The following is a 26,729-nucleotide window of genomic DNA, read 5'->3' as shown; positions in this document are numbered from 1 at the left end:
GGCTGTCACGGGGGCGTCAATACCCGGGCACGCGAGACGCCCCCGAAGGCAACCAAAGCGTTACCTGCGGGGGCGTCGTGTTCCGTGAGGCCTCCTCCTCGGGGAGGGCCGGCCTCGGCGGCGGGGTCGTCTCCTTGCGGAGGTCCGGTTTCCGCGGCGGGTCGTCTACTTGTTGAGGTCCGGCTTCGGCAGCGGGGTCGCCGCCGCCGACTGCGGCGAGGTCGCCGAGGCGAAGGCCGACGGGGCCGACATGCCGGCCGTCGGATCGGCCGCCGCCTCCTCCGGCTGCGCCGGGAGCCCGCCCACGATCCGGATGCCGGCCTCGTCGAGGCCCCGCTTGATGCGCCAGCGCAGCTCGCGCTCCACGCCCAGCGCCTTCCCCGGCATCGTCTTCGCCGACACCCGGACGGTCATCGAGTCGAGCAGCACCTCGCTCAGACCGAGCACCTCCACCGGTCCCCAGAGGCGCTCGTTCCACGGCTCCTCCTTGGCCATGGCCTCCGCCGCCTCGACGATCACGGACCGCACCTGGTCCAGGTCCTCCGTCGGCCGGACGGTCACGTCCACGCCCGCCGTCGCCCAGCCCTGGCTCAGGTTCCCTATCCGCTTGATCTCGCCGTTGCGCACGTACCAGATCTCGCCGTCCACGCCCCGCAGCTTCGTCACCCGCAGGCCGACCTCCACGACCTCGCCGGACGCGACGCCCGCGTCGACCGAGTCACCGACGCCGTACTGGTCCTCAAGGATCATGAAGACACCCGAGAGGAAGTCCGTCACCAGGTTCCGGGCGCCGAAACCGATCGCCACACCGGCCACACCGGCCGAGGCGAGCAGCGGGGCCAGGTCGATCTTGAAGGCGCCCAGGATCATCAGCCCGGCGGTGCCGAGGATCAGGAACGACGCCACCGAACGCAGCACCGAACCGATCGCCTCGGAGCGCTGCCGCCTGCGCTCGGTGTTGACCAGGAGACCGCCCAGGGCCGTCCCCTCCACCGCCTGCGCCGAGCGGTTCATCCGCTCGATCAGCTTCGTCAGGGCGCGCCGCACGGCCATCCGGAGGAGCAGCGCGACCACCAGGATCAGCAGGATGCGCAGACCGGTGTTCAGCCAGGTGGACCAGTTCTCCTCGACCCAGCTCGCCGCGTTCGTGGCCTTCTCCGCCGCCTCGTCGAGGGTCGCAGGCAGGGGCTCGGGATCGGTTGCGGCCGCTAGGGCGGACCAAGACACGGGACAACCTCCAGGCATCGCGGAACCGAAGCATCCACAGTAACGGGGCGTCGGACCTGCTCCCGTAGCCCTGTTCGAGGGAGAGACCCACCTCACCTGGGCAAAGAGAAGGGAGACATGCCGATGTGGTCGAGAACACGCCGGGCCGGTCACCCCGATCCCGGTACGTGGTGGCGTTCCGGCCAGGCATGAGGAGAGACTGAGAGCAGTTCGTCCCGGCGCGAGCCACGCGCCGCCGGCGTCATAGGAGGCATCCGTGCCGCATGTCCTGGTCCTCAACGCGTCGTACGAGCCGCTCGGCGTCGTACCGCTCCGCCGCGCACTCGTCCTCGTCCTGGAGAACAAGGCTCTCTGCCTCGAGGAATCCGGCGCCTTCCTGCACAGCGAGACCCAAGTCGTCCCCGCGCCCAGCGTGGTGCGACTGAAGCGCTTCGTGCGGGTCCCCTACCGGGGGCCCGTTCCCTTGACCCGCAGAGCCCTCTTCGCCCGTGACGGCGGGCGCTGCATGTACTGCGGGGCGGTCGCGACCAGCGTCGACCACGTCATCCCCCGCAGCCGCGGGGGCACCCACGCCTGGGAGAACGTGGTGGCGGCCTGCCGCCGCTGCAACCACGTCAAGGCCGACCGGCACCTGCGCGAGATCGGCTGGCGGCTGCGCCACCAACCGGCCCCGCCGACCGGCCTGGCCTGGCGGATCATCGGGACCGGACACCGGGACCCCCGCTGGCTGCCGTACCTCCAGCCGTACGGAGCCGAAGACGTGATGGCCCGGATCGACTCCGTCGCCGACGCCCCCGTGAGGGCGCTGACGACGGGTTGAGCCGGGCCTTTCGCGTACGTACCCGGGGGGCCGGGTAGGGCACGGGAGCGGTGCGCCCCTCAGGGGGCGGGCCGCTCCTCCGTCGCGCCCTCGGCCGTGCCCGGCGGCGTGCCGCCCGTCACGCCGTCCGTCGGGCCCTGCGCCGCGCCCTCCGTCTTCGGCGGCCCGTCCGCGGCCTTCGGCGCGGGGGCCACGGCGTACGTCTCCACCGACCAGAGCGAGTAGCCGTACGGGGTCGCCCGCGTCTCGCCCTGCACCCGCAGGAAGCGGGTGTCCGCCGCGTCCATCCGGACCGACTCCCGGCCGCCCCGGCCCTCCGCGACCGTCGCCGCCGTACGCCAGACCCGCCCGTCCGCCGAGACCTGCACCCGGTACCGGGACGCGTGGGCGTCCTGCCAGTGCAGCACCACCTGCCCTATCCGGGCCGGCTCCGGCAGCTCCAGCTGCCACCAGGCGCCGTCCTCCGCGGGGGAGGACCAGCGGGTGGCCGGATCGCCGTCCACCGCGAAGGAGGCCGGGAAGTCCGGGGTCTCGTCGCCCGAGGAGGAGGCCTTCGCTCCGCGCGCGAGGTCCGGCCCCGTCGTACGGGGGAAGGCCCGCACGGTCAGCACCCGCTCCTCGCCCGCGAAGGACACCGGCACCCGGTAGGTGCCGGCCGGCGCGTCCGGCGCCACCGACACCTCCAGCGGAACCGTCGACCGCGCGCCCCGCTCGACCACCACCTGCTCCGGCACCCGGACCGTGAGCCCCTTCGGAGCCCTCGCCGTCAACGGCCCGCGCACCTCGCCCGCGCGCCGCCCCGCCAGCTCCACGTCCACCCGCTGGGCCGGACCGCCGATCTCCGCGTCGATCTCCGCCCGCGCCAGGTCCAGCACCGCCGACGGCCCGTCCGCGAACCACGGCACCAGCGAACGCACCTCGGGGGCCGGCCCCGCGCCGCTCCACACCACCCGCAGCGCCTCGGCCCGCAGCCCCTTCAGTTCGGCCTGCGTCCAGCCCGACGCCGACAGCGGGCCCAGCGCCCGCCAGCCCTCGCCCGGGACGTACGCCTCCACGCGCGCGTCCCCGGCCGCCCCCGAACCCGCCGCGGCCGGCTCCGTCATCACCGTCAGGGCCTCCACGGGCCGCGCCCGGTCGAGCCGCACCGTGTACGAGCCGGTGGCGCGGTCCGCCCGGGCCGCCGGGGTCCGGTCGGCGCCGGTCCACGCCTTCGCCCGCTCCACCGCGCGCGTGAGGAACGGGTCGAGCACACCCGCGCCGACCGTCACCCGGCTCGCCCCGATGTCCTCGCGCAGCGCTTCGAGGCGCAGCTGCGCCCGCCAGGCCGCCGCGCCGTCACCGGCCGCCTGGGCGACCAGCATGTCGACCGCCGTCTCGCCCGCCAGGCCGTACCGGGAGAGCTGCTCGAGCCAGGGGCCGGTCTCCTCGCCGAAGGTGCCGTCGGCGGTGCCCGCGAGCCGCTCGGGGGCCTCGCGCATCACGGTGAACGCGGCCCGCAGCTCGCGCGCCGCCCGCTCCCGCTCCGCGCCGCCGGCGGCGGGGGTGCCGGCCGTCGTGCGGGAGGCCCAGAAGGCCGCCAGGAGCGGCTTCAGATAGGCCGACTCGCCCGCCGGGTCGAGGACCGAAGAGGCGCCGTTCCCGGCGAGCGCGCGCAGCGCCTCGCGGGCGGCGGGCGCCGGGCCCGCGAGGTCGTCGACGGCCGCCTGCCAGGACTCCCGCGGCCGGTAACCGCGCGGGTTCCAGGCGTAGTCGGCGGCGGTGAAGAGCGGGACCCGGGAGGCCGCGGGCTGTTCCATGGCGTGCGCGAGGTACGCGGCGGAACCGGCGGCCACGGCGGGCTCCCGGCCCGTCGCGGGGCCGAGGAACAGCCGGTCCTGCGCGTAGTCGTTGACCGGGTAGTTGTCCATGGTGACCAGCGGGTGCCGCAGCGCGGTCCGGGCCTCCGCCAGCTCGCCACCGGTGATCACCCGCGGCACGACGCCGACGCCGGTCCAGGCCACCCGCACGCCGGCGTCGAGCGTCTCGCCGAGCCTCGTGCGGTAGGCGGTCGCGCCGTCCTGGTAGTACTCGGTCGGCATCACCGTCAGCGGCTCGGCGTCCGGGTGCCGTTCGGCGAGGTGACGGGCGACGGCGTTCGCCACGCGCGCGTGGGCGGCGGCCGCGGCCTCCGGCCCGCGCCCGAAGGTGTCGGCGTCCCGGTCGCAGTGCCACTCGTCGTAGGAGGCGTCCTGGAACTGGAGCTGGAAGGACCGCACCCCCAGCTCCCACATCGCGTCGAGCTTCCGGGTCAGCGCCGCCATGTCGCCCGCCGAGGACAGGCACATGGACTGGGCGGGCGCCACGGCCCAGCCGAGCGTCACGTGCTGGGCGCGGGCCCGCTCCGCGAGCTCGCGGAAGGCCGTCCGCTGCGCCGCCGGGTACGGCTCGCGCCACTGCGCCGCCCGGTAGGGGTCGTCGCCGGGCGCGTACAGATAGCGGTTCTGCTTGGTCCGGCCCAGGAAGTCGATCTGGGCGAGCCGCTGCGCCGGGGTCCAGGGGGTGCCGTAGAAGCCCTCGGTGATGCCCCGCTCGGCCGTCCCAGGCCAGTCGCGCACGACGACCCCGGGGACCTTCCGGCCGTCGCCGACGAGTTGACGCAGCGTCTGCACGGCGTGGAACAGGCCGTCCTCCCCGACCCCGTCCAGGACGACCGTGTCCCGGCCCTGGAGGCGGCCCGTGGCGAGCCGGTAGCCCCCGCGCGGCAGATCCAGCCGCGCCGGCACCCGCAGGGCGTCCAGGGCCGCCTCGGCGGCCCCGCCGGAGGGCCCCGCGACCCGGAAGAGCGGCCCCCGCCCCGGGAGTCCGGTGTGCACGGTCCGCACCCCGGCGCCCCGCAGCAGCTCGCGCAGCGCGGCGAGGGCGTACGGGTCGGCGTCCGCGTCGGCGAGGAGCGTCACCTCGTCCCCGAGGGGTACGGCGGGCCCGGCGCCGGTCAGTGACTGCGGGCGCGGCCAGACGGCGGGCACGCCCGGGACGTCCTGCCGGGAGGCCCCGGCCGACGGCCCCGCGGGGACACCCGGGGCGGACGGGGCCGCCTTGCCCGCGCCCGGGGCGAACGCGCCCGGGGTGAACGCGCCCGGGGTGAACGGAGCCGCCTTCGGGCCCGCGCCCGGCGCCGTCTCCGGGAGCGCCTGCGCCGAGCCCGGCACCGCGCCGCCGAGGAGCCCGCCGATCACGGCGGCGGCGACGGCCGTCGCGGTGCGCTTCCTGCGCCCGGGGTGCACGCGGTGCACGGGGTCTCCCTTCGGCCGAGCCCGGCCGCTGCGCCGGTGTGGTCACGAGTGGGTTTCGGTCACGAGTGGGTCACGAGCCCACCACCCGTCGCACGGAGGTGTCAATGCGCGTGGCCGTTGTGTCGGCTTTGCCCGGCGAGCCGTCGGCGAGGTGACGTCACTTCGCCACGTTCCGCCGGTAAAACGAGGTGCGGTGGGTAGGGCTCAGTCATTACCCAGGTCCTCACCCAGGTCCCACTAGTCGAGACGAACCGGGAGACCCCCGTGACCACGACCGCCCACCAGCGCATACGGATTCCGCAGCAGTCGGCCCCGACGGGCGAGCCGCTGACCAGCGAACCGCCGCTCCCCGACGCCGCGCCCCTCACCAGCGAGCCGCCGCTGACCCCGGCCGCCCCCCTCACCAGCGAAGCCACCGCCCCAGGAAGTGCGGGCACGGAGTCCCCCGGAGTGTGAAGTGACCCTGGCCCGCCTCGCCGCCCGTCACGGCGTCGCCACCGACCACAGCCCCTCCGCGGGCGTCACCGTGCCCGTGCCGGACGCGACCGTGGTGGCCGTCCTCGGCGCCCTCGGCGTGGACGCGGCCACGCCGGAAGCGGTCGCCGCCGCCCTGGACGCGGCGGAACGGGCCGACCGGGAGCGCCTGTTGCCCCCGACCCTGGTCCGGCGCCAGGGGGTGGAGCCCGCCGGACCGCCGGCGGACCTGCCGCCGGGCACCCGGCTCCGGGTCACCACCGAGGACGGCGCCGTCGTCACCGGCCGGGACTGGGAGCGGCTGCCCCTCGGCGTCCACACCGTCGAGGCCGAGTCCCCCGACGGGCGCGCCGCCACCGCCACCCTGATCGTCAGCCCCGCGCGCGTACCCGGGCCCGGGCGGCGCGCGTACGGGCTGCTCGTCCAGCTCTACTCGCTGCTCTCCAGCCGCTCCTGGGGCATGGGCGACCTGGGGGACCTGCGCGAACTCGCCAGTTGGGCGGGCCGCACGCACGGCGCCGGCTTCGTCCAGGTCAACCCGCTCCACGCGGGCGTGCCCGGGTCGCCGAGCGACCCCTCCCCGTACCGCCCCTCCTCGCGCCGCTTCCCGGACCCGGTCCATCTGCGGATCGAGGAGATCCCCGAGTACGCCCTGGTCGGCCCCGAGCGCCGCGAGGAGCTCGACCGCGTCCTGGCCGAGGCCGCGGAACTGCGCGAGCGGGTCCTCGGCAAGGGCGCGGCCATCGACCGGGACGCGGTGTGGGAGGTCAAGCGGCGCGCCCTCGAACTCGTCGTCGGGAGCGTCGAGCTCGGCCCCGGGCGGCGCGCCGACTTCCACGACTTCCTCGCCGCGCGCGGCCGTGCCCTGGAGGACCACGCCACCTACCAGGCTCTCGCCGAGCGGCACGGACCGCACTGGCGCGGCTGGCCCGAGGAGCTCCGCAGCCCGCGCGGCGCGGAGGCCGTCGTCCGCGACGACCCCGCCCTCGCCGCCCGGGTCGACTTCCACTGCCGGCTCGCCTGGCTGACGGACCGGCAGCTCGCCGCCGCCGCCGCGGCCGCCCGCGAGGCCGGGATGGAGGTCGGGATCGTCCACGACCTGGCGGTCGGCGTCCACCCGGAGGGCTCCGACACCTGGGCCCAGCAGGAGGCCTTCGCCGCGGGCATGTCGGTCGGCGCCCCGCCCGACGCCTTCAACTCCCGCGGCCAGGACTGGGGCCTGCCGCCCTGGCGGCCCGACGCGCTCGCCGCCGCGGGCTACGCCCCGTACCGCGGTCTCCTGCGTGAACTCCTGCGGCACGCGGGCGCGCTGCGCATCGACCACGTGATGGGCCTGTTCCGGCTCTGGTGGGTGCCGGAGGGCCGCGAGCCCACCGAGGGCACCTACGTCCGCTACGACGCCGAGGCGATGCTCGCCGTCCTCGTCCTGGAGGCGCACCGGGCCGGGGCGCTCGTCATCGGCGAGGACCTCGGCACGGTCGAGCCGGGCGTCCGGGAGGAGCTGGCCGGGCGCGGGGTGTTCGGCACCTCCGTGCTCTGGTTCGAGCGGGACTGGGAGGGCACCGGCCGCCCGCTGTCCCCGGACGCCTGGCGCGCCGACTGCGTGGCCACCGCCACCACCCACGACCTGCCCCCGACCGCCGCCCGGCTCGCCGGGGACCACGTCACGCTGCGGCACCGGCTCGGGCTGCTCTCCGGCGACCTGGAGCGCGAGCGGGCGGCGGACGCGGCGGGGACCGCCGAGTGGCTGGGCCTGTTCCAGCGGCGCGGGCTGCTGCCGGAGGGGCCGGGGGAGGAGGAGGCGGAGATCAGGGCGGTCCACCGGTTCCTGCTCGACACCCCGGCCCGCATGGTGGGGGTGTGGCTGCCGGACGCGGTGGGCGACCGCAGACCGCAGAACCTGCCGGGCACCTGGGACGAGTACCCCAACTGGCGGCTTCCGCTGGCGGACGCGGAGGGGCAGCCGCTGACCCTGGAGGGCCTCGCGGCCTCGCCCCGGGCGCACGCGCTGCTGCGCGAACTGCACGCGCGGACGGCGGCCCCGGAGGGGCCCGGCACCCCCGCGGACGCCCGTACGGCACCCCCGGGCGCGCGGTCCGATTAGGTGTTCGCTACGTTTGCACCGTGGACAAGAAGAACGCACTGCGCGCCGGCTCGCTCGCGGCCGGTACGACGCTGATGATGCTGCTCATGTCGTCCCCCGCGCTCGCGCTCACCCGCGACGACGGCGACGACCCGGCCCCCAAGCTGGAGGTCATCGAGACCCTCGGCCTGTTCGTGGCCGCACCGCTGGTGCTGTTCCTGGTCATCGCCGGTCTGGTGATGCTGCTCGACAAGTCCAAGAAGGCCTGACCGCCTCCTCCTCCGTTTCGCCGAGGGCGCCGCACGGTACCGACGTACCGCGCGGCGCCCTCGCGTGCGTCCGGGCGGACCCCGTACGGGCCCTGAGCGGGCCTACGCCGTGGTCGCGAGCAGCTTCCGCAGCAGCCCGGCCAGCTGCTCCGCCTCCTCCGCGTCGAGCGCGCCCTCCAGGGCCGCCCGCTGCTGCGCGAGACCGGCCGTGACCGACTGGTCCACCAGCTCCCTGCCGTGCTCGGTGAGGGTGACCCGCAGTCCGCGCCGGTCGTGCGGATCGGGGCTGCGGGTGACGAGCCCCGCCTTCTCCAGCTTGTCCAGCCGGCCGGTCATCCCGCCGGTGGTGATCATCAGCGTCGCCGTCAGCTCGCGCGGCGAGAGCGTGTACGGCTCGCCCGAGCGGCGCAGGGTCGCGAGCACGTCGAACTCCCCGAGCGCCAGGCCGTAGGGCGCGTATGCCTTGTCCACCCGGCCGCGCATGGCGTTGGCGAGCCGGTAGATCCGCCCGAACACGGCCATCGGCACGGTGTCCAGGTCGGGGCGGACGGCCGCCCACTGGTCGGTGATGGCGTCGACGGCGTCGCGGGCGGGGCCGGGGGTCTTGGTGTCCATGCGAGCAGTCTCCTCTTCCTCGTGAGTCGATGGCAAGAAAGCCACTTGCAAGTGAGTAGCTTAGTGGTAAGTTAATTACCGCCAAGCCAGACCGGGAGGGTCTGGGGTCCTCGGACCGGCATCCGCAGCAAGGGGGAGACCGTCATGTCCCGCAAGGCAGCCGTCGTCGCACTCACCGCCCTGGCCCCGATCTCCTGGGGCTCCACCTACTTCGTCACCACCGAGTTCCTGCCGCCCGACCGGCCGCTCTTCACCGGCCTGATGCGGGCCCTGCCCGCCGGTCTGATGCTCCTGGCGCTCACCCGCAAGCTCCCGCAGGGCGCCTGGTGGTGGAAGTCGGCCGTCCTCGGGGCCCTGAACATCGGCGCCTTCTTCCCGCTGCTCTTCCTCGCCGCCTACCGGCTCCCCGGCGGCGTCGCCGCCGTCGTCGGCTCGGTCGGCCCGCTCTTCGTCGTCGGTCTCGCCGCCCTCTTCCTCGGTGAGAAGCCCACGGTGAAGACCCTGCTCACCGCCATCGCCGCCGCCTTCGGCGTCAGCCTCGTGGTCCTCAAGGCCGGAGCGGCCTTCGACACGGTCGGCGTGCTCGCCGGACTGCTCTCCTCGCTCTCGATGTCGGCGGGCGTCGTCTTCGCCAAGCGCTGGGGCCGCCCCGAGGGCGTCGGCGCCCTCGCCCTCACCGGCTGGCAGCTCACCGCGGGCGGCCTGGTCATCCTGCCGATCGCCTTTCTGATCGAGGGTGCCCCGCCGGCCCTCACCGGCACCAACCTGGCCGGCTACGCCTACCTCGCCTTCGGCAACACCGCGATCTCCTACTTCCTCTGGTTCCGCGGCATCGAGCGGCTCAGCGCCTCCTCGGCCACCCTGCTCGGCCCGCTGTCGCCGATCACCGCCGCGATCATCGGCTGGGCGGCGCTCGGCCAGGCGCTCGGCGCGGTGCAGCTGCTCGGCATGGCGATCGCCTTCGGTGCCACCCTGGCGGGCCAGCTGAGCCCCCGTACGCCGAAGGTCCCCGCCCCGGAGGGCCAGATCGTCGAATCGTTCAGCACAACTGAAAAGAACGGTCAGGAAGTTTCGATGGACCTGGAAGGTTCGGGAGTGCGACGGTAGGCCGCATGAGCCTGATCACCGCCCGCCACCCGACGCCCACCCCCACCGAGACCCCCACCCCCACCGAGACCACCACTCCCACCGCGACTCCCACCCCCACCGCCACCCGGAAGCCGGCGCCCGCCCGAGGCGCCGGCTTCGGCGTGCTCCTCGCCCTGCTCGCCACCGTCGTCTGGTCCGGCAGCTTCGTCGCCACCCGCGGCATGGCCGACTCGGTCCCACCCGTCCAGGCCGTCTTCTGGCGCTGGGTCATCGCCCTCGTCGCCGTCGCCCCGTTCGCCGCCCGCCCGTTCTGGCGGCAGCGGAAGGCCATCCGCCGGCACCTCGGATTCGTCGCGCTCGCCTCGCTCCTCGGCGTCGCGCTCTACAACACCCTGGTGCACCAGGCCGGACTGACCACCTCCGCCACCAACATGGGCATGATCATGGCCGCCTCCCCGGTGATCATGGCGGTCTGGTCCCGGCTCGGCGGCGAACGCCTCGGCACCCGCCGCGTCCTCGGCATGGCGGCCGCCGTCATCGGCGTCCTGCTCCTCGTCGGCAAGGGCTCCCTCGCCCTCGACCTCGGCGCCGGCGACCTGTGGATGTTCGCCGCGGCCCTCTCCTTCGCCTCCTACAGCGCCCTGCTGAAGCGCAGGCCGGCCGAGATCGGCGGACTCGCCTTCCTCTTCGTCACCTTCCTCCTCGGCGCGCTGATGCTCGCCCCCGTGTACGCCGTGTCCCTCGCCGTCCAGGGCGGGTTCACCGTCGGCGCCGGCACGGTCGGCCCGCTGCTCTACGTCGGCGTCGCGTCCTCGGCCGTCGCCTTCTTCGCCTGGAACAAGGCCGTCTCCCTCATCGGCGCCGCCCGCGCGGGGATCGTCTACTACCTCCAGCCGGTCTGCGTCGCCCTCCTCTCGTACGCCCTGCTCGGTGAGCGGCTCGGCGCCCTCGGCGCGGCCTGCATGGCGCTCATCCTCGGCGGAGTGGCGCTCAGCTCGGCCCGGTAGGTTGCGCCCCATGACCGAGTGGGACATCAAGAAGCTCCAGATCCTCCGCACCCTCCGCGACCGCGGCACCGTCACCGCGACCGCGGAGGCGCTGCTCATGACCCCCTCGGCCGTCTCGCAGCAGCTCACCAACCTCGCCAAGCAGCTCGGCGTGCGGCTCCTGGAGGCGCAGGGCCGCCGGGTCCGCCTCACCGACGCCGCCCACCTCGTGCTGCGGCACGCGGAGGTGGTCTTCGCCCAGCTGGAGCGCGCCGACGCCGAACTCGACGGCTATCTGCGGGGCGAGGCGGGACAGGTGCGGGTCGCGGCGTTCTCGACGTCCGTGCCCGCCCTCGTCGTCCCCGCCGTCCGGCAGCTGCGCACCGCGCACCCCGGCCTCGACGTCCGGATCCGGGAGGCCGAGGCGGCGGAGGCGTACGAACTGCTCGCAGCCGGCGAGGTCGATCTGGCGCTCTCGCTCGCCGCCCACGCGCCCGCCGTGAACGACCCGAAGTTCAGCCGGGTCCCGCTGCTCGCCGACCCGCTCGACGTGGCGCTGCCCGCCGGGCACCCGCACGCCGACGCCCCCGGTCTGCGGCTCGCCGACCTCGCCGCCGAGCCGTGGATCTTCGGCGGCTCGGGCCCCTGGTCGGAGATCACCACCGCCGCCTGCGAGGCCGCGGGGTTCGTGCCCGAGCAGGCCCACAGCGCCTCCGGCTGGACCGCGATCCTCGCCATGGTCGAGGCCGGGATGGGGGTGGCCCTGGTGCCCCGGATGGCCGCCGCCGAGCGGCGTACCGGGGTGGTCATGCGGGTGCTGGCGGCCGACCAGCCGCGCCGTCATGTCGTCGCGGCGGTGCGGCGCGGGGCGGAGGGGGGTCCGGCGGTGGCCCGGGTGCTCGCCGCGCTGCGGCAGGCGGCCGCCCAGCGGGAGACCGTTCAGCAGAACTGAACGGCATCGTCGAAAACATTCGATGGACCGACCAGGTCCTCCGGGCGCACAGTCGAGGCATGACCTTCGAGACGAGCCAGGACCAGGACCCGCACGCCAACGACGCCGCCCCGTACTCCGGCGGCGACCCGTACGCCGACTACCGCACCGGTGACTTCCCCTTCACCGAACTGGTCGACCTCGCCGACCGCCGGCTCGGCGGCGGCGTCGTCGCGGCGAACGACGAGTTCTTCGCCGAGCGGGAGAACCTCCTCGTCCGCGAGCGGGCCGTCTTCGACCCGGAGCACTTCGGCCACAAGGGCAAGATCATGGACGGCTGGGAGACCCGCCGCCGCCGCGGCGCCGACGCCGAGAACGTCTTCCCCGCCCCCGAGGACCACGACTGGGCGATCGTCCGGCTCGGCGCCCCCGGCGTGATCCGCGGGATCATCGTCGACACCGCCCACTTCCGCGGCAACTACCCGCAGCGCGTGAGCATCCAGGCCACCGCGGTGGAGGGGTCGCCCAGCCCCGAGCAGCTGCTCGCCGACGACGTGAAGTGGGAGGAGCTCGTCCCGCCCACCCCCGTCCGCGGCCACGCCGCCAACGGCTTCGAGATCGACGCCGAGCGCCGCTTCACCCACGTGCGGGTCTGCCAGCACCCCGACGGCGGCATCGCCCGCCTCCGCGTCCACGGCGAGGTCGTGCCCGACCCCGAGTGGCTGGAGCTGCTCGGCACCCTCGACCTGATCTCCGTGCTCAACGGCGGTGCGTACGAGGACGCCTCGGACAGGTTCTACTCCTCGCCGACCCAGATCATCCTGCCCGGCACCTCCCGCAAGATGGACGACGGCTGGGAGAACCGCCGCCGCCGGGTGCGCGGCACCAACGACTGGGTGCGCTTCCGGCTCGCCGCGCAGGGTGCCGTTCGCGCCGTCGAGATCGACACCGCCTACCTCAAGGGCAACTCGGCCGGCTGGATCGCCCTCCAGGGCCGCAACGGCGAGTCGGGCGAGTGGTTCGAGATCATCCCCCGCACCAAGCTCCAGCCCGACACCCTGCACCGCTTCAAACTGCCCGCCCAGGCCGTCGTCACCCACGTCCGCCTCGACGCCTTCCCCGACGGCGGCGTCGCCCGGATGCGGCTCCACGGAGCCCTGACCGAGCAGGGCGCGGCCGAGCTGCGCGCCCGGTTCACCGCGCTCGGCGGCTGACCCCGGCCCGGAGCCCGCACAACTTCCGCCCGGCGGCGCGGCAGCGCGCCGACGCCCGCCCGCCGGGCGGACCTCACGGCCGGTTTCTCGTGATCGGTACGCGTCAGAATGATCAGTAGGCTGATCCGAATGACCACCCTCCGAAGAATCGCCCTGCGCTGGGGAGTTCGGCTCACCGCCGCCCTGGCGCTGCTCGCCGGCACGGTGACCGTGGCCGCGGCCGACACCGTGGACCCGGCCACCGCGCCGCCGGTGCGCACGATCACGTACAACGTCTGCGGCGCGCACACCTGCCGGAGCGACCTCGACCCGGCCGCCTGGACGGCCGAACTCCGCGAGGAGGTCCTGGCCTGGGACACCGACGCCCTCATGCTCCAGGAGCTGTGCATCGGCCAGTGGGCCGCCCTGCGCGACTCCCTCCCCGGCTACAAGGGCGTGTGGACCTCCACCACGACCGACCCCGACTGCGCGAAGTGGTCCGCCACCGGCGACGCCCGGTTCGGCCTCGGCGTCTTCGTCAAGGCCCCGGCCGTGGAGCGGTACGTGGCGAACCTGACCGTCCCGGCGAACGAGGAGGCCCGCTCGGTGCTCTGCGCGCGCGGCCCGGTCGACGGCCGCACCACGCTCGCCTGCACCACCCACCTCGCCCAGTACATCAAGCCGGACAACGGCTCCTCGCAGGTCATGGCGCACATCGAGACCTGGGCCGCCGGAGCCCCGGTGATCCTCGGCACCGACCTCAACGCGGGCATGGAAGCCGTCTACGACCCCGCCCTGAACCCGATCCGCACCGGCCTGCCCGGCACCGGACCCTTCGTCGAGGCCGACGAGAACGACCGCGACTTCTTCACCGAGAACTGCCTCACCAGCGGCGCCACTTCCTGCCACTCCGGTGAGCCGACCGTCGCGAGCGGCAGGAAGTTCGACCACGTCTTCCTCAGCGCACGCGACTTCCACACCGTCCGGGCCGACGCCTTCGAGCCCGAGTCGCCGGGCACCAAGCCGCTCTCCGACCACAAGCTGCTCCGCGCCGCCGCCCGCCTGGGCTCCGGCGTCGACACGGACCTCACCGGCGACGGCCGCCCCGACGTCCTCGCGGTGAAGGACGACGGCAACCTGCGGCTGTACCCGGGCACGGGCGACGGCGGCCTCGGCACCCCGCGCCTGATCGGCACCGGAGGCTGGTCCGGCGCCGTCGTCAGCCACCGCGGCGACTGGACCGGCGACGGCCATCCGGACGTGCTCGCCCGCATCGGCAACGACCTGTGGGTCTACCCCGGCACCGGCGGCGGCGAGCTCGGCCCGCGCCTCGCCATGGGTGGCCGGCCCACCGGCTGGAGCGGCCTCACCCCCCTCGCGGCGGGCGACGTGGACGGCGACGGGCTGCCCGACGTCCTCGTCCGCAGCGGCACCGGCCTGTGGCTGCACCGCGGCGGCGAACCGAAGGCGGGACAGCCCACCTTCGCCCCCAGGGCGGCTCTCCAGATCGGCGACGCGGAGTGGGCCGGGTACGACGTGCTGACGCCCGGCGACGTCGACGGCGACAAGAAGGCCGACGTGTGGGCCAGGGACCGCGCGACCGGCGCGGTCAAGCAGTACCCGAGCCGGGGAACCCAGCACCTCGGCACCGACCCGGCCACCCTCGGCGGCGCCACGGCGGCCGTCGCCGACCGCCGCCTCCTGCTGTCGGCCGGCGACGTGAACGGCGACAAGGTCCCCGACCTGTGGTCGACCCGTAGCGAGGGGACCGCCGAGAACCTGGAGTTCCTGCCGGGCACGCCCACCGGCTTCGGCCCGGCCGTGACCGTCGGCACCGGCGGCTGGCAGTGGATCGACTCCCTGGGCTGACCCCGCCGTCCCGTGCGTGAAAGGGCCCCCGGACCGTCAGCGGTCCGGGGGCCCTTCCTCATCTCACGGGAGCCGTCAGACGGTCGCCGCGGCCGCGTCCGCCGCCTGCGCCCGCAGGGCGCGCTCGACGCCCGCGCGGCACTCCGTCACCAGACGCCGCAGCGCCGGCGCCGGGTCGTGCTCGGCGATCCACGCGTCCGTCGCGTCCAGGGTCTGCTGCGAGACCTGGAGCGTCGGGTAGAGGCCGACCACGATCTGCTGGATCATCTCGTGGCTGCGGGTCTCCGAGACGCCCTTGATCGACGCGAAGTACTTCGCCGCGTACGGGGCGAGCAGCTCACGCTGGTCGGACTGGACGAAGCCGCCGATGACCGCCTCCTGCACGGCGTTCGCCAGCTTGTCGTCCTCGACGACCGACGCCCAGGCCTCCGCCTTCGCCGCCTCCGTCGGACGGGCCGCGCGCGCGGTGGCCGCGTGCCGCTCGCCCGCCGCCGTGCGGTCGCGGTCCAGCTCGCCGGCGATCTCGGTCTCGTCGTAGACGCCGGTGGCCGCGAGCCGCTGGACGAACGCCCAGCGCAGCTCGGTGTCGACCGCCAGGCCCTCGATGGTCTCGCGGCCCTCCAGGAGGGCGGCGAGCAGGTCCAGCTGCTGCGGGGTGCGGGCGGTCGCCGCGAAGGCGCGCGCCCACGCCAGCTGGTGGTCGCTCGCGGGCGCGGCCGCCTGGAGGTGGGCGAGGGTGGCCTCGGTCCAGCGGGCCAGACCGGCCTCGCGCCACTCCGGCGCCGCGTACAGGTCGAGGGCCGCCTTGACCTGGCCCTGGAGCGACTGGACCACGCCGATGTCGGACTCCTTGGCGACTCCGGAGAGCACGAGCTCCAGGTAGTCACGGGTGGCCAGCTCGCCGTCGCGGGTCATGTCCCAGGCGGAGGCCCAGCACAGGGCGCGCGGCAGGGACTCGGCGAAGTCGCCGAGGTGCGCGGTGACGTTCTTCAGGGACACCTCGTCGAGGCGGACCTTGGCGTACGACAGGTCGTCGTCGTTGAGCAGGACGACCGCCGGGCGGGCCTTGCCCACGAGCTGCGGTACGGCGGTGAGACCGGCGGCCTCGATGTCGAGTTCGAGGCGCTCGGTGCGGACCAGCTTGCCGGCCGCGTCGAGGTCGTAGAAGCCGATCGCGATCCGGTGCGGGCGCAGCACGGCCTCGCCCTTGGCGCCGGCGGGCAGCGCCGGGGCCTCCTGCTTGACGGCGAAGGAGGTGATCGAGCCGTTCTCGTCGGTCTCGATCTCCGGGCGGAGGATGTTGATGCCGGCGGTCTCGAGCCACGCCTTCGACCAGGTCTTCAGGTCGCGTCCGGAGGTCTCCTCCAGCGCGCCGAGGAGGTCGGACAGGCGGGTGTTGCCGAAGGCGTGCGCCTGGAAGTAGGCCTGCACGCCCTTGAAGAACTCGTCCTGGCCGACGTAGGCGACGAGCTGCTTGAGGACCGAGGCGCCCTTGGCGTACGTGATCCCGTCGAAGTTGACGAGCACGTCCTCCAGGTCGTTGATCTCGGCCATGATCGGGTGGGTAGACGGCAGCTGGTCCTGGCGGTAGGCCCAGGTCTTCTCCGCGTTGGCGAAGGTGGTCCAGGCGTTCGGCCAGCGGGTGCCGGGCACCGAGGCCTGGCAGGCGACGGAGGTGTAGGTGGCGAACGACTCGTTCAGCCAGAGGTCGTTCCACCACTCCATGGTGACGAGGTCGCCGAACCACATGTGGGCGAGCTCGTGCAGGATCGTCTCGGCGCGCCGCTCGTACGCCGCGTCCGTGACCTTCGAGCGGAAGACGTACTGGTCGCGGATGGTGACCGCGCCCGCGTTCTCCATCGCGCCCGCGTTGAACTCCGGCACGAAGAGCTGGTCGTACTTGGCGAACGGGTAGTCGTACGCGAACTTCTCCTGGAACCAGTCGAAGCCCTGGCGCGTGACGTCGAAGATGTGGTCGGCGTCGAGGAACTCGGCGAGCGACGGCCGGCAGTAGATGCCGAGCGGGACGCTCTGGCCGTCCTTGCCCTCGTACGTCGAGTGCACCGAGTGGTACGGGCCGACGATGAGCGCCGTGATGTAGGTGGAGATCCGCGGGGTCGGCTCGAAGACCCAGACGTCGCCCTCGGGCTTCGGCGTCGGCGAGTTCGAGATGACCGACCAGCCGCTCGGCGCCTTCACGGTGAACTGGAAGGTCGCCTTGAGGTCGGGCTGCTCGAACGAGGCGAAGACGCGACGGGCGTCCGGCACCTCGAACTGCGTGTACAGATAGGCCTGGTCGTCGACCGGGTCGACGAAGCGGTGCAGACCCTCGCCGGTGTTGGTGTACGCGCAGTCCGCGACGACCTTGAGCTCGTTGCGGCCGGCGACCAGGTGGGCCAGCGCGATCCGCGAGTCGCGGAAGACGGCGGCGACGTCCAGCGCGTGGCCGTTCAGCACGACCTCGTGGACGGCGGGCGCGACGAGGTCGATGAAGGTCGAGGCACCGGCCTCGGCGGAATCGAAGCGGACGGTGGTGACGGACCGGTAGGTGCCGCCCTCCTGCGCACCGGAGAGGTCGAGTTCGACCTCGTACGCGTCCACGGTCAGCAGCGCCGCCCGCTGCTGGGCCTCTTCACGGGTCAGGTTCGTGCCAGGCACCCGGTCAACTCCTCGGTTTTGTGATGTTTGGCCCATCCTTCCACGGGGTGTGTCGGCAGCGCACGGAACATTTCCCAGGGCGAACGCGCGAGGGCGGCCATCCGTCCCCGGATGGCCGCCCTCGTACGCTTGCGGGCGTCAGGCGCCCTTGAGCTCGGCCGCGACCAGCTCCGCGATCTGCACGGCGTTCAGCGCCGCGCCCTTGCGCAGGTTGTCGTTGGAGAGGAAGAGCGCCAGACCGTTCTCGACGGTCTCGTCCACCCGGATCCGGCCGACGTACGAGACGTCCTTGCCGGCCGCCTGGAGCGGGGTGGGGATCTCGGAGAGCTCGACGCCCTCGGCGTCCTTCAGCAGCTCGTAGGCGCGCTCGACGCTGATCGGGCGGTCGAAGCGGACGTTCACCTGGAGGGAGTGGCCGGAGAAGACCGGGACGCGCACACAGGTGCCGGAGACCTTCAGGTCGGGGATCTCCAGGATCTTGCGGGACTCGTTGCGGAGCTTCTGCTCCTCGTCGGTCTCGAAGGAGCCGTCGTCGACGATCGAGCCGGCCAGCGGGACCACGTTGAACGCGATCGGGCGCTTGTAGACGGCGGGCTCGGGGAACTCGACGGCCTCGCCGTCGAAGGCCAGCTGGTCGGCGGTCTCGGCCACGGCGCAGGCCTGGCCGCGCAGCTCGGCGACACCGGCCACGCCCGAGCCGGAGACGGCCTGGTAGGTGGTGGCGATCAGCGCGGTGAGGCCGGCCTCCTGGTGGAGCGGCTTGAGGACCGGCATGGCGGCCATCGTGGTGCAGTTCGGGTTGGCGATGATGCCCTTGGGGCGGTCCTTGATCGCGTGCGGGTTGACCTCGGAGACCACCAGCGGGACCTCGGGGTCGCGGCGCCAGGCGGAGGAGTTGTCGATCACGACGGCGCCCTGGGAGGCGACCTTCTCGGCGAGGGCCTTGGAGGTGGCGCCGCCCGCGGAGAACAGGACGATGTCGAGACCGGTGTAGTCGGCGGTGGAGGCGTCCTCGACCGTGACGCCGTCCACGACGGTCCCGGCGGAACGGGCGGAGGCGAAGAGCCGCAGCTCGTCGACCGGGAACGCGCGCTCGGTCAGGATCTTCCGCATGACTGTGCCGACCTGACCGGTGGCTCCGACGATTCCGACCTTCACGGGGACTCCTCCGTACGTGTGTGCAGGGTGCTGCCGGTCCATGATGCGTGTGTCCCGGGCCGCCTTGTCCAATCCATTGTCCAAGGGACGGGACGGGTAGGGGGACACGGAAGGGGCGGGCCCCGGTTCCGGGACCCGCCCCTCACTCACCCGCTGTGACGCGTGTTACGGGGTGACGGCGCCGATCAGGACGCTGCCGGTGCCCGCGACGGTGCCGCGGCCGTTGACCAGCCGCACCTCGCCGAAGAACTGGCGTCCCTCGGGAGCGGCGCCGGCGACCAGCACCTCGGCGGCCACGGTCGCGGAAGCGCCGTTCGCCAGGTCGACCGGCTTCGTGCCGTCGACCTTCACGGTGCCGAGCGCGGACGAGTAGTACACGTCCTTGTAGTCGTACGTGGTGCCGCCCGCGGCCTGGACCGAGTAGCCGTCGATGACGACGGTGTACGTGCCCGGGGCCGGCTTCTCCAGGGAGACGGACTCCTCCGAGTCGCCGTCCGCCGACTGGCCGACCTGCTTGCCGTCGAGTGTGACCGTGAGGTCGAGGTCGGCGGCCTTGTCGGAGGTGTTGCCGATGGCGATGTCGAGCCGCTCGACGCCCTCGCCGATGGTGACGGTCCGGGTCTGCGTCTCGTGGTGCTGGATGGTCGGCGTCTCGGACTTCTGCGAGCCGAGCGAGCCGCCCTTCAGCGTGCCCTGGATGGCCGCGAAGCGGTTGGTGACCTGCCATTGGACGGCGGCCGGGGTGCCGATCTTCGCCTCCGGGACCGTCTGGACGGCCGGGTCGAAGTCGGCGCCGAGGACGGAGACGCCCAGGGTGTACGGGTTGTCCAGGTCCGGCGACGTGCGGCGGGCCTCGACCTCGACCTCCCAGACGCCGGGCGTCGGGTCGGCGTACGAGCGCAGGTCCGGACGGCAGGTGTTCGCCGGGTTGTAGTGCGGGTAGCACATGGTGGTCGCGCTGTCCTCGACGGCGACGCCGTACGGGTGGACGGAGATGAACCGGGTCTGGCTCTTCTCCTTCAGACCGCCGAGCGCGACCTCCAGCGTCTTGGCGCCCTCGGGCACGGTGACGAAGTAGGACGTGCTGCTGTTGCGCTGCACCGAGCCCCTGGCGGTGTAGCCGTAGCCCGGGGCGGTCAGGTCGTTCGCGACGATCGAGGTGGCGAGGATCTGCTTGTCGACGCCCTCGGTGCGCTCGTCGTCGGCCTCCAGGATGACGCTGTGCGCACCGGCGGTGGCGGCGCGGGCCTGGAGCTTGACGGTGACCGGCTTGTTCAGCGGCAGGTCGATCTCGTCGTCGCCGAGGATGCGGAAGGTGCCGTCGTTGTACTTGAGGTCCAGCTCGTGCTCGATCGGCCGGTTCGGGCCGCTCGTGCGGGTGAGGGTGACGTCGTAGACGCGCTTCTCGCCGACCTTGAGGCCGCCCTCGCGGTCGTACACACCGGTGCCGGTGTGCGGGGCCGGGAAGATCACGGTGTCGACCGGGGCCTCGACCTTGTAGTCGTGCGCCGTGGCGCCGTCCTTGATCGACTCCCAGGCCTCCTCGATGTCCATGAGGCCCGAGCCCTGCTCGTGCGCCGCGACACCGGGGATGCGCTGCGCGGTGGACGTCAGCGCGGTGCGCAGGGTGAGCGGGGAGAGCTTGATGCCCCGCTGCTTGGCGGCCGAGATCAGCAGCGCGCTCGCGCCCGCCGCCTGCGGCGAGGACATCGAGGTGCCGTTGAGCATGCCGTAGCCGGCGGGCAGGGTGTAGCCCGACTCGGGGACGCCGGCGCCCGGCAGCCAGGTCGGGATGGTGTTCACGGCCGAGCCGGGGGCGGTGATCGTCGGGGTGAAGCCGCCGTCCTCACGCGGGCCGCGCGAGGAGAAGGGGAACATGGCGTACTTCTTGGTGACGGCCGAACCGTAGTTGGCGGCCCAGGTCTCCTTGGAGACGGCCGCGCCGACCGAGAGGACCTTGTCGGCCAGGCCGGGGTCGCCGATGGTGTTGATGCCGGGGCCCTCGTTGCCGGCCGAGATGACCAGCTGGACGCCGTACTGGTCGATCAGGCGGGTGTAGAGGCGCGAGCGGACGTTGTCGCCGTCGTTCTGCTGCGGCAGGCCGCCGATCGACATGTTGACGATGTCGACTCCGCGGTTGACGACGAGGTCCGTCATGCCCTCGGTGAGGGCGGTGTTGGTGCAGCCGCCGCTCCAGGTGCACGCGCGCGAGGAGACGATCTTCGCGCCGGGCGCGGCGCCGTTCATCCGGCCGCCGAAGAGGCTGTTGGCGGCGGTGATGCCGGCGACGTGGGTGCCGTGGGAGGACTCGACGAGACCGATGTTGACGAAGTCGCGCTTCTGGCCGACCCAGGTCCCGCCCAGCGGGTCCATGGCGACGTCCTTGCGGATCTCCACGACGAACGGGGTGCGCTCGGCGACCTCGGTGGCCGGGTTGTCGGTACCGAAGTAGCCGACCTGGTTCCCGTCCTTGTACGGCTTCATCGGCGCGTTGTCCGTGAAGTCGTTGTTCTGGTCGGTGTCCACGCGGACGGTGCCGGCGGCGGGGTCGTACAGCATGCCGAAGACGTCGGTGGTGTCGCCGTCCCGGTTGATGTCGCCCTTCGGGTCGCCGCCCGCGGTGACCGCCTCGGAGAAGCGGCTGAACTGGTACGAGCCCGCCGGGGCCGTCCAGCTCTGCGCGGCGGCGGTGAAGACCGGGCCGGTGACCGGGGTGATCTGCGCGCGCCAGGTGGCGTCGCCCTCGGTCAGCGGGTCGGTGGCGGTGACCCAGTCGACGATCTTGCGCTCGCCGGTGGTGGTCTTCTGCAGCGCCGGGTGACCGAGGTCGACACCGGAGTCCAGGATGCCGATGGTCACACCGCGGCCGTCGGCCTTGGGGTGCTCCTTGACGAAGTCGACCGCGCCCGTCTCGTGGGACGGGTTGTACGGGTTCTTCGCCGGGGTGTCGCGGCCCGGGGCCGGGTACGTCCGCGTGACGGTGGTGCCGGTGACGGCACCCGTCGCGGCGCCCGCGTCCGGCGTCGGGTCGTCCAGCGGGATCTCGGCCTGGAGGTCGACCGACTGGACGGAGGAGAGCTTCGTGGCGGCCCGGATGGCGGCCTCGGCCTTGGCGGTCGGCAGGGTGGCGCGGACGTAGCCGAGGGCGTCCTGCTGCTTGCCGACCGAGGCGCCGGCGACGGCGTCCAGCTGGGCGGCGACCTGCTCGGTGGCGCCGGGGACGGTGGCGACGAGGACGGTGACGTTCTTCTCGCCGCTGACCTGGGCCTCGGTGAGGCGCTGGGCGTCGATGGCGCCGAGCTTGTCCGCGGGGTCGGAGGACTTGACCGGGGGAGTGACCGCCGGGTCGTCGGCGGCGAGCACGGGGGCGGCGCCGGTCGCGACGAGCGCGGCGACGAGTCCGGCGGCGGCCGCGATGCGCGCCGCACGTCTGGGCCCGTGCGCGGAGCGGCCGGCTATGGCGCTCCCGTTTTCGGGTGTGGTCATGTGCATCCCTGCTTGTGAAAGAGAGGGTCCGGTTATCGGTGCCGGATGACCGCTCAGCCTTTCGCAAGTGACAGGGGTTTGTGGAGGGTTGGCGGGGGCCGGGTTTGCGTCGCGGCGCAAACCCGCCAGGGCGCGGCTTGCGTCAGCGCGGACGAACCGGTCGCAACCGGGCGTCCGTTCCCCCCTCTCGGCTCAGCTCTCCTTGGTCCGGGCGTAGTGGCGGGAGGCCTTGGCCCGATTGCCGCAGATCGCCATCGAGCACCAGCGGCGGGTGCCGTTCCGCGAGGTGTCGAAGAAGTGCAGGATGCACGCCTCGTGGGCGCAGGCCCGGATGCGGTCGGGGGCGCCGCGCAGCAGATCGAGGTAGTCGCGGGCGGCGGTCCAGCCGGGACCCCAGGCCGCGTCCGCGAACTCGGGCCGCTCGCCGGGGCCTTCGGCGGTCAGGGTGGCCCGGATGCGGCCGTGACCGAGGACGGCGTCGACGCGGGCGGTGGCGGCGGGGTCGCCGGGGTTGTCGACGAGCGCGGCGAGCGCGTCCCGGGCGGTGAGGGTGTGCCGCAGGGTGGCGGCGTCGGCGGTGAACCGATCCGCCAGGCCGTTGGCGGCGAGCCAGACGGCGAGTCCCTCGACCCCGGTGAGCAGGTCCTGGCGGACGCCCTCCTCGTTCCAGCGGGTGTTGAGGAGGTCCAGGGAGACGGGCTCGCCGGTGAGCGGCCGGGGGTCGGTGGCGGTCATGGCGGGAGCCCTCCTCGGTGAACTAACCCCTCAAGAGTACGTGAGCGGTTGACGCGCCTCGTTTCTAACCTCTAAAGTCGAGTTAAGAGGTTAGCCCGAGAGGGGCCGGCCACACCAGAGGGGGAACCGCCATGTCCGCGATCGGCACACTCACCACCCACCACGTCGGCCTCAACGTCACCGACCTCGACCGCTCCCTCGCCTTCTACGGGGACGTCCTCGGCTTCGAGACGCTCGGCAAGGGCGCCGAGGGCGAGAGCCGCTTCGCCTTCCTCGGCCAGGACGACCGCCTGGTCCTCACGCTCTGGGAGCAGGCCGGCGAGGCCTACGCCCCCGCCCGCGCCGGCCTCCACCACCTGGCCTTCGAGGCCGCCTCCCTCGACCACGTCCGCGCCGCGGAGGCCGCGCTGACCGCCCGCGGCGCGACCTTCGCGTACGAGGGCGTCGTGGCCCACCGCGAGGGCGCCGCCTCGGGCGGCATCTTCTTCCACGACCCGGACGGCACCCGCCTGGAGATCTCGGTCCCCCAGGGGGCCCAGGACGCGGAGGCCCCGAACGCCACGGCCCCCACCTGCGGCTTCTTCTAGACCCGGCACCCGACCCGCACTCCGAGGAGGACCCCATGCGCGGCGCCCAGACCCCCGGCCCCGTGGAGACGCCCGCCTACCACCAGGGCTCCCGAACCGTCCAGGCCCGCGTCGGCGTCGCGGACCTCGCCGCCCACGTGGGCCGCTCCATCACCCCCGGCATCCGCCCCGTCGCCGCCGCGTTCCTGGAGGCTCAGCCCATGCTGATGGTCGGCGCGGCGGACCGCGCGGGCCGGGTGTGGAGCAGCCTCCTCACGGGCACGCCCGGCTTCGCCCGCGCCACGGGCCCGCACACCGTCTCCGTGGCCGGCGGCATCCCCGCCCACGACCCGCTCGCGGGGGTGATCACCCCCGAGGGCACCCCCGTCGGGACCCTCGCCCTCGACCCCCGCACCCGCCGCCGCATGCGACTCAACGGCACCGTCCGCCCCAGCGCGCGCGGGTTCACGATCGAGGCCGAGCAGGTCTTCTCCAACTGCCCGAAATACCTCCAGAAGCGGGAGTGGTACGGCTCCGAAGCCGGCCGCTCCGAGAGCGGTGCCGTGCGGTACGGCGAGGTGCTGAGCCCCGACCAGGTGCGCCGCGTCCGTGCCGCCGACACCTTCTTCGTGGCCACGGTCGCGCCGGACGGCGTGGACACCAGCCATCGCGGCGGCAACCCCGGCTTCGTCCGGGTGGACGCGCCGAGGGAGCTCAGCTGGCGGGACTACCCGGGCAACGCGATGTTCCTGACCCTGGGGAACCTGGAGGCGGACGGCCGGGCGGGCCTGCTGTTCCTCGACTGGGAGACGGGGACGACCCTACAGCTCAGCGGGCTCGCGCACACCGAGTACGGCCCCGAGGGGCGCGTGGTCCGCTTCCGCGTCGAGCGCACCGCCGAGACCCCGTCCGGCAGCCCCCTGCGCTGGTCGCCCCCGGAGTACTCCCCGGCCAACCCACCCACACCCTGACCCGGCCCCGTACCCCATCGACCCCGAGGACCGCTCCGTGACCATTACCCCGGCCCCCGACGCGACCCTGCCCACCATCCCGGCCCCCGCCCCCGTCCCCGCCGCCCGGCGGCCCGGGCCGCCCCCGCGGCCCCGGCCCCGCGTGCTGCTGCTCTCCACCGCGGGGAGCGTCGCCGCGCTGCTGCTCCTGGTCGCCGTCGGGACCGTGCTCGACCAGCCGCTGCTCATCCCGCCGCTCGCCGCGAGCATGGCCCTGGTCGCCGGCGCCCCCGACCTGCCGCTGTCCCAGCCGCGTTCGGTCGTCGGCGGGCAGCTGCTCTCCGCCCTGACCGGCTTCGCGGTGCTCACCGTGGCGAGCCCCGGCCTGTGGGCCGCCGCCGTCGCGGGCGGACTCGCGCTGGGCGTGATGATGCTGGCCCGCACCCCGCACTCGCCCGCCGCGGCCACCGCCGTGATCGTCGCCCTCCAGTCCCCGCCCTTCTGGTCGTTTCTCGGCCTTCTCGCCCTCGCCTGCCTCCTCCTCGTGGCCGTCGGTCTCGGCTCGGCTCGCGCCACCGGCCGGACGTACCCCGTGTACTGGTTCTAACCTCGGTGCATGAAGCAGGAGTTGCGGGTGGCGGCCTACGCCGTGTGCGTACGGGACGGACAGCTGCTCCTCGCCCGCTGGGTGGCGAGCGACGGCACCAAGCGGTGGACCCTGCCGGGCGGCGGCATGGACCACGGCGAGGAACCGGTGCGGACCGTGGTCCGCGAGGTGGAGGAGGAGACGGGCTATGTCGCCGAGCCCACCGCCCTCCTGGGCATCGACTCGATCCGCCGCTCCTGGCTGCGCCGCCTCGCCGCCCCCGGCGACTTCCAGGGGCTGCGGATCATCTACGAGGTGCAGGTCACCGGGGGTGAGCTGCGCAACGAGACCGGTGGCTCGACCGACCTCGCCGCCTGGCACCCGCTGGCGGACGTACCCGGTCTGACCCGGGTCGGACTCGTCGACATCGGCCTCGACCTGTGGCGCGAGCGGCCCCCCGTCGGACGCTCCCGGCTCGCCGATCCGGCGAACAGCTGACGATCGGCCGAAAACCGCTCAACCGGCCCCACCCCGCTCAACCGTCCCCCGGCCCCCGTGGTCCTCCCCGCCGACCGCGGTACACGCACCGCCGAAGACGCTCAGGGGAGCCCGCCATGTCAGTCGTCCGCACGACCCGCACCGTCCTCGCCGCCGCCCTGGTCGCGGGGCTCACCGCCACCGCGCTCGCCACTCCCGCCCTGGCGGCCCCCGCCCCGGCGAAGGGCGACCACGCGGCCGCCCAGGAGGCGCTCCGGGCCGCCGTCGAGGCCGGGGTGCCCGGTGCCGTCGCCCAGGCGAAGGACGGGCGGGGCACCTGGACCGGCACGGCCGGCGAGCGCCGGGGCCACGACCGCTTCCGCGTCGGCTCCATCACCAAGACCTTCACCGCCACCGTCCTGCTCCAGCTCCAGGCGGAGCACCGCATCGACCTCGACGACCCGGTCGAGAAGTGGCTGCCCGGTGTCGTCCGGGGCAACGGTCACGACGGCCGCAGGATCACCGTCCGCCAGCTGCTCAACCACACCAGCGGCATCTACAGCTACACCAACGACCCCGCCTTCCAGGAGAAGGTCTTCGGCCCCGGCTTCCTGGAGCACCGCTACGACACCTGGAGCCCCGAGCAGCTCGTCGCGGTCGCGCTGGCCCATCCCGCGGAGTTCGAGCCGGGCACCGACTGGAACTACTCCAACACCAACTTCGTGCTCGCCGGTATGGTGATCGAGAAGGTCACCGGCCGCCCGTACGGCAAGGAGGTCCAGAACCGGATCATCAAGCCGCTGGGGCTGCGCGCCACCAGCGTCCCCGGGACCCGCGTCACCGTGCCGAAGCCCAACTCCCCGGCCTGGTCCAAGCTTTCCCGGGACCCGAACGCCCCCGTCCACGACGTCACCGCGCTCAACCCGAGCATCGCGGGCGCCGCCGGCGAGATGATCTCCGACGCCAACGACCTCCAGACCTTCTACCGGGCCCTCCTCAAGGGCCGGCTCCTCCCGAAGGCCGAGATGAAGGAGATGACCACCACCGTCGCGGTCTCCCCCGAACTCCCCGGCACGGGATACGGACTCGGGCTGATGAAGCAGAAGCTGAGCTGCGGCAAGGAGATCTGGGGTCACGGCGGCGGCATCCACGGTTCCTCCTCCGAGGCCCAGGCGACCCGCGACGGCGCGCACTCGCTCGCCATGAACTTCAACGCCGACTGGACGGGCGACAGCGCGGCCGTCCTGGAGGCCGAGTTCTGCGGCGTCACGCCGAAGCACTGACC

Annotated in this window: 21 protein-coding genes; 14 read left to right on the top strand and 7 right to left on the bottom strand. The window is 73.6% G+C overall.

What is annotated here, in order from left to right; translation table 11 throughout:
* Positions 1–165: 165 nt before the first annotated feature.
* Positions 166–1,245, bottom strand: a complete 1,080-nt coding sequence (locus tag DEJ43_RS12095) for a mechanosensitive ion channel family protein (RefSeq protein WP_051025867.1) — start codon at positions 1,243–1,245, stop codon at positions 166–168.
* A gap of 238 nt (positions 1,246–1,483) precedes the next feature.
* On the opposite strand from DEJ43_RS12095, the gene DEJ43_RS12090 reads away from it, so the two are divergent.
* Entirely contained in the window at positions 1,484–2,047 is a 564-nt protein-coding gene (locus DEJ43_RS12090; RefSeq protein WP_015033643.1) for an HNH endonuclease, read from the top strand.
* 59 nt (positions 2,048–2,106) lie between these two features.
* Here the strand turns inward: DEJ43_RS12090 and DEJ43_RS12085 are convergent, their stop codons facing one another.
* On the bottom strand, positions 2,107–5,310 hold the full coding sequence (locus DEJ43_RS12085) for a glycoside hydrolase family 84 protein (protein WP_106433840.1): 3,204 nt from the start codon (positions 5,308–5,310) through the stop codon (positions 2,107–2,109).
* A gap of 273 nt (positions 5,311–5,583) precedes the next feature.
* On the opposite strand from DEJ43_RS12085, the gene DEJ43_RS12080 reads away from it, so the two are divergent.
* From DEJ43_RS12080 to DEJ43_RS12070, 3 genes are read left to right on the top strand one after another with little or no spacing between them, the layout of a single operon-like run.
* A complete protein-coding gene (locus tag DEJ43_RS12080; RefSeq protein WP_015033641.1) occupies positions 5,584–5,775 on the top strand; it encodes a hypothetical protein in 192 nt (63 codons plus the stop codon).
* Between the two features lies 1 nt (position 5,776).
* Complete coding sequence (malQ, locus tag DEJ43_RS12075) at positions 5,777–7,897, top strand: 4-alpha-glucanotransferase (protein WP_015033640.1); 2,121 nt, start codon at positions 5,777–5,779, stop codon at positions 7,895–7,897.
* A gap of 20 nt (positions 7,898–7,917) precedes the next feature.
* Positions 7,918–8,145: a hypothetical protein gene (locus DEJ43_RS12070; RefSeq protein ID WP_015033639.1), complete on the top strand. Its 228-nt coding sequence runs from the start codon at positions 7,918–7,920 to the stop codon at positions 8,143–8,145.
* A gap of 102 nt (positions 8,146–8,247) precedes the next feature.
* On the opposite strand, the gene DEJ43_RS12065 is transcribed toward DEJ43_RS12070, so the two are convergent.
* Positions 8,248–8,760 carry a MarR family winged helix-turn-helix transcriptional regulator gene (locus tag DEJ43_RS12065; RefSeq protein ID WP_015033638.1) on the bottom strand — a complete coding sequence of 171 codons (513 nt, stop codon included), beginning with the start codon at positions 8,758–8,760 and terminating at the stop codon, positions 8,248–8,250.
* A 144-nt stretch (positions 8,761–8,904) separates the two neighbouring features.
* Here DEJ43_RS12065 and DEJ43_RS12060 point away from each other — a divergent pair, with 144 nt between their 5' ends.
* From DEJ43_RS12060 to DEJ43_RS12040, 5 genes are all read left to right on the top strand, one after another.
* Complete coding sequence (locus tag DEJ43_RS12060) at positions 8,905–9,867, top strand: EamA family transporter (RefSeq protein ID WP_015033637.1); 963 nt, start codon at positions 8,905–8,907, stop codon at positions 9,865–9,867.
* A 5-nt stretch (positions 9,868–9,872) separates the two neighbouring features.
* A complete protein-coding gene (locus DEJ43_RS12055; protein WP_041662396.1) occupies positions 9,873–10,856 on the top strand; it encodes a DMT family transporter in 984 nt (327 codons plus the stop codon).
* A 10-nt stretch (positions 10,857–10,866) separates the two neighbouring features.
* Positions 10,867–11,787, top strand: coding sequence for a LysR family transcriptional regulator (locus DEJ43_RS12050; RefSeq protein ID WP_015033635.1), 921 nt, complete (start codon positions 10,867–10,869; stop codon positions 11,785–11,787).
* Positions 11,788–11,846: 59 nt separating this feature from the next.
* A complete protein-coding gene (gene alc, locus DEJ43_RS12045; RefSeq protein ID WP_015033634.1) occupies positions 11,847–12,980 on the top strand; it encodes an allantoicase in 1,134 nt (377 codons plus the stop codon).
* A gap of 129 nt (positions 12,981–13,109) precedes the next feature.
* On the top strand, positions 13,110–14,828 hold the full coding sequence (locus DEJ43_RS12040) for an FG-GAP repeat domain-containing protein (RefSeq protein WP_015033633.1): 1,719 nt from the start codon (positions 13,110–13,112) through the stop codon (positions 14,826–14,828).
* 75 nt (positions 14,829–14,903) lie between these two features.
* Here DEJ43_RS12040 and pepN read toward each other — a convergent pair whose 3' ends face one another.
* From pepN to DEJ43_RS12020, 4 genes are all read right to left on the bottom strand, one after another.
* Positions 14,904–17,486 carry an aminopeptidase N gene (pepN, locus tag DEJ43_RS12035; protein ID WP_041662395.1) on the bottom strand — a complete coding sequence of 861 codons (2,583 nt, stop codon included), beginning with the start codon at positions 17,484–17,486 and terminating at the stop codon, positions 14,904–14,906.
* A gap of 138 nt (positions 17,487–17,624) precedes the next feature.
* Positions 17,625–18,644 (bottom strand): aspartate-semialdehyde dehydrogenase, encoded by a 1,020-nt coding sequence (locus DEJ43_RS12030; protein WP_015033631.1) that lies wholly within the window; start codon positions 18,642–18,644, stop codon positions 17,625–17,627.
* 165 nt (positions 18,645–18,809) lie between these two features.
* Complete coding sequence (locus tag DEJ43_RS12025; RefSeq protein WP_015033630.1) at positions 18,810–22,130, bottom strand: S8 family serine peptidase; 3,321 nt, start codon at positions 22,128–22,130, stop codon at positions 18,810–18,812.
* A 192-nt stretch (positions 22,131–22,322) separates the two neighbouring features.
* Positions 22,323–22,865 (bottom strand): CGNR zinc finger domain-containing protein, encoded by a 543-nt coding sequence (locus DEJ43_RS12020; protein WP_015033629.1) that lies wholly within the window; start codon positions 22,863–22,865, stop codon positions 22,323–22,325.
* A gap of 131 nt (positions 22,866–22,996) precedes the next feature.
* Here DEJ43_RS12020 and DEJ43_RS12015 point away from each other — a divergent pair, with 131 nt between their 5' ends.
* The 5 genes from DEJ43_RS12015 to DEJ43_RS11995 all read left to right on the top strand — a co-directional run bounded on the left by DEJ43_RS12015 (position 22,997) and on the right by DEJ43_RS11995 (position 26,727).
* The gene (locus DEJ43_RS12015; protein ID WP_015033628.1) at positions 22,997–23,452 is read left to right on the top strand and encodes a VOC family protein; all 456 of its coding nucleotides are present in this window, start codon (positions 22,997–22,999) and stop codon (positions 23,450–23,452) included.
* A 35-nt stretch (positions 23,453–23,487) separates the two neighbouring features.
* Positions 23,488–24,402, top strand: coding sequence for a PNPOx family protein (locus DEJ43_RS12010; protein WP_015033627.1), 915 nt, complete (start codon positions 23,488–23,490; stop codon positions 24,400–24,402).
* 37 nt (positions 24,403–24,439) lie between these two features.
* On the top strand, positions 24,440–24,988 hold the full coding sequence (locus tag DEJ43_RS12005) for an HPP family protein (protein WP_015033626.1): 549 nt from the start codon (positions 24,440–24,442) through the stop codon (positions 24,986–24,988).
* A gap of 9 nt (positions 24,989–24,997) precedes the next feature.
* Complete coding sequence (locus tag DEJ43_RS12000) at positions 24,998–25,465, top strand: NUDIX hydrolase (protein WP_015033625.1); 468 nt, start codon at positions 24,998–25,000, stop codon at positions 25,463–25,465.
* A gap of 116 nt (positions 25,466–25,581) precedes the next feature.
* Positions 25,582–26,727, top strand: coding sequence for a serine hydrolase domain-containing protein (locus DEJ43_RS11995; protein ID WP_015033624.1), 1,146 nt, complete (start codon positions 25,582–25,584; stop codon positions 26,725–26,727).
* Positions 26,728–26,729 lie beyond the last annotated feature (2 nt).

The organism is Streptomyces venezuelae ATCC 10712, assembly GCF_008639165.1.
Classification (GTDB): domain Bacteria; phylum Actinomycetota; class Actinomycetes; order Streptomycetales; family Streptomycetaceae; genus Streptomyces; species Streptomyces venezuelae.
This window is presented reverse-complemented; position numbering and strand designations above follow the sequence as displayed.

Excerpts from the sequence above, each read along its gene's own strand:
- DEJ43_RS12095 (WP_051025867.1), bottom strand. The coding sequence starts at position 1,245 with ATGCCTGGAGGTTGTCCCGTGTCTTGGTCCGCCCTAGCGGCCGCAACC.
- DEJ43_RS12065 (WP_015033638.1), bottom strand. The coding sequence starts at position 8,760 with ATGGACACCAAGACCCCCGGCCCCGCCCGCGACGCCGTCGACGCCATC.
- DEJ43_RS12060 (WP_015033637.1), top strand. The coding sequence starts at position 8,905 with ATGTCCCGCAAGGCAGCCGTCGTCGCACTCACCGCCCTGGCCCCGATC.
- DEJ43_RS12055 (WP_041662396.1), top strand. The coding sequence starts at position 9,873 with ATGAGCCTGATCACCGCCCGCCACCCGACGCCCACCCCCACCGAGACC.
- DEJ43_RS12050 (WP_015033635.1), top strand. The coding sequence starts at position 10,867 with ATGACCGAGTGGGACATCAAGAAGCTCCAGATCCTCCGCACCCTCCGC.
- alc (WP_015033634.1), top strand. The coding sequence starts at position 11,847 with ATGACCTTCGAGACGAGCCAGGACCAGGACCCGCACGCCAACGACGCC.
- DEJ43_RS12040 (WP_015033633.1), top strand. The coding sequence starts at position 13,110 with ATGACCACCCTCCGAAGAATCGCCCTGCGCTGGGGAGTTCGGCTCACC.
- DEJ43_RS12025 (WP_015033630.1), bottom strand. The coding sequence starts at position 22,130 with ATGACCACACCCGAAAACGGGAGCGCCATAGCCGGCCGCTCCGCGCAC.
- DEJ43_RS12020 (WP_015033629.1), bottom strand. The coding sequence starts at position 22,865 with ATGACCGCCACCGACCCCCGGCCGCTCACCGGCGAGCCCGTCTCCCTG.
- DEJ43_RS12015 (WP_015033628.1), top strand. The coding sequence starts at position 22,997 with ATGTCCGCGATCGGCACACTCACCACCCACCACGTCGGCCTCAACGTC.
- DEJ43_RS12010 (WP_015033627.1), top strand. The coding sequence starts at position 23,488 with ATGCGCGGCGCCCAGACCCCCGGCCCCGTGGAGACGCCCGCCTACCAC.
- DEJ43_RS12000 (WP_015033625.1), top strand. The coding sequence starts at position 24,998 with ATGAAGCAGGAGTTGCGGGTGGCGGCCTACGCCGTGTGCGTACGGGAC.
- DEJ43_RS11995 (WP_015033624.1), top strand. The coding sequence starts at position 25,582 with ATGTCAGTCGTCCGCACGACCCGCACCGTCCTCGCCGCCGCCCTGGTC.